The sequence below is a fragment of the Occallatibacter sp. genome, from assembly GCF_049802275.1.
In the GTDB taxonomy this organism is placed as follows: Bacteria; Acidobacteriota; Terriglobia; order Terriglobales; family Acidobacteriaceae; genus Telmatobacter.
The window spans coordinates 1-1578 of record NZ_JBARMD010000411.1; the positions used below are offsets into that span (position 1 = coordinate 1).

Sequence of the window (1578 nt, forward strand, 5' to 3'; positions counted from 1 at the left end):
TTGTTGCGGACCTCTGTTGCCTCGACCACCGTGTAGCGCCGCTTTCCCGAATCGAAAGCCAGGTTTGCTTCCACCACGCCATCGTTGCCCTTTGAGAACGTCTCTGTAAGCGCCGCCGGGCCCATCACAATCTTTTCGTCTTTCGGCAACTCCTTCGCCACAAATCCTGCCGGTGGAACAATTTTGTACCTCCACTCCGCGGTGAAGGGCTGATCCAATTCCCAATCCGCGGTGCGCGGCTTCTTCGGCTTATCCTGATCCTCCTTCTTTTTATCCGTGTCTTCTTTGCGCTTCAAATCTTCGGGCAACTGCTGGAACAGTGCATCGACCCGAATTGCCACAACCGCACTGTCCAGATCGGTATAGCCGCGATGCGCCTTGTCGCATTGCAGTGTCAGTTCAAATTGTGTCGATAAATCTCCGGGATCGCTTCGCTCCACGCTGGTGAGTTTGTCGGCGATATACTGCGCCTTGACGTAGGCTGTCAGTCCGTCGCGCGTATCCTTGTCCGGCTTATCCGCGTAGAACGCGCGGTAGTGCGACTCGAACACGCCGCTTGGCTGGGTCTTCTCGATGACCGCCGCAGGCCCGTTGTCGCTGAGTCGAATTTCCCGCATTTCCAGCAGCACATTCTCCCGCGATGTCGACTCGGGGGTCATGGTCAGCGCAGTGCTTTCGGGCCGGGCAATCAGAGCATGTCTTCCCTGATCGTTGATCGGCAACTGTCCCAGCCGCGCATATTGATCCGTCGCATCAATCCACAGATCCGCGTCGCCAGGGTGAAGTCCCGGAATTCCCGGCACATAAACAATTGCGTGATCGAACAATCCCATGCCCGGCAACTCCGCAGGAACATCGAGCCGCGAGCCAGCATTCAGCATCGCCACATACGAAGGAATTCCGGCGGCGCGCAACATCGCCACCAGCAGCGTGGCCTTGTCTTTGCAGTCTCCATATTTCAGCGCCAGGGTTTCGGCAGGATCATGCGGCACAATCGCCGCCTCACCAAATTCGATTCCCGTGTAGCGCACCTCGCGATCGACATAATCGAGAATTGCAGCTTCCTTCTCGGCCCGCGTAGATTTTCCGGCAACCAGCCCATCGACAATGGATTGCACCGAATCTGGTTTTGCCTTGCTGTCCACAATCTTCGAATACTCGGTTGCCATCGCCTGCCACGATGCGCCCGTAGAATAGTCGATCTCGGGAAAGAGATACGCATCCGAGGGCAGATTCGATTCGTGCGCTTCGACGCCCTCCAGAGATCCGATCTCATACGTGATCGTCACTCGCCCATTCGCCTCAACGCGCTTCGGCGTCACACCAGGCAAAAGACGCGCTTCAATCCGCAGCGGTAACGACGAGGGCGCTTCGAAGACTGCGCTGCTGTGCGCCACCGGCACCTGCTCATGTCCGAAGAAGGCGCGCCCCACGCGTCCGGGCGCAAAGAACGGCTCAGTCTCCCGCTCGAGGAACTCCTCCTCCACCACCACGCCCTGCGCAATCGCAGGCAAGGGGGCGCTCAGCCGCTTGCCATCGCTGTATGTCTTGTAGTCGCCGCCGCGTGCCGGTTCCTCA

The 1578-nt window shown here is 58.5% G+C and carries 1 protein-coding gene; it reads right to left on the reverse strand.

The window, feature by feature from the left end; translation table 11 throughout:
• Nucleotides 1-1578 (reverse strand): transglutaminase-like domain-containing protein (locus WA354_RS14395; RefSeq protein WP_472813710.1); only part of this gene is annotated, 1578 nt, incomplete at both ends.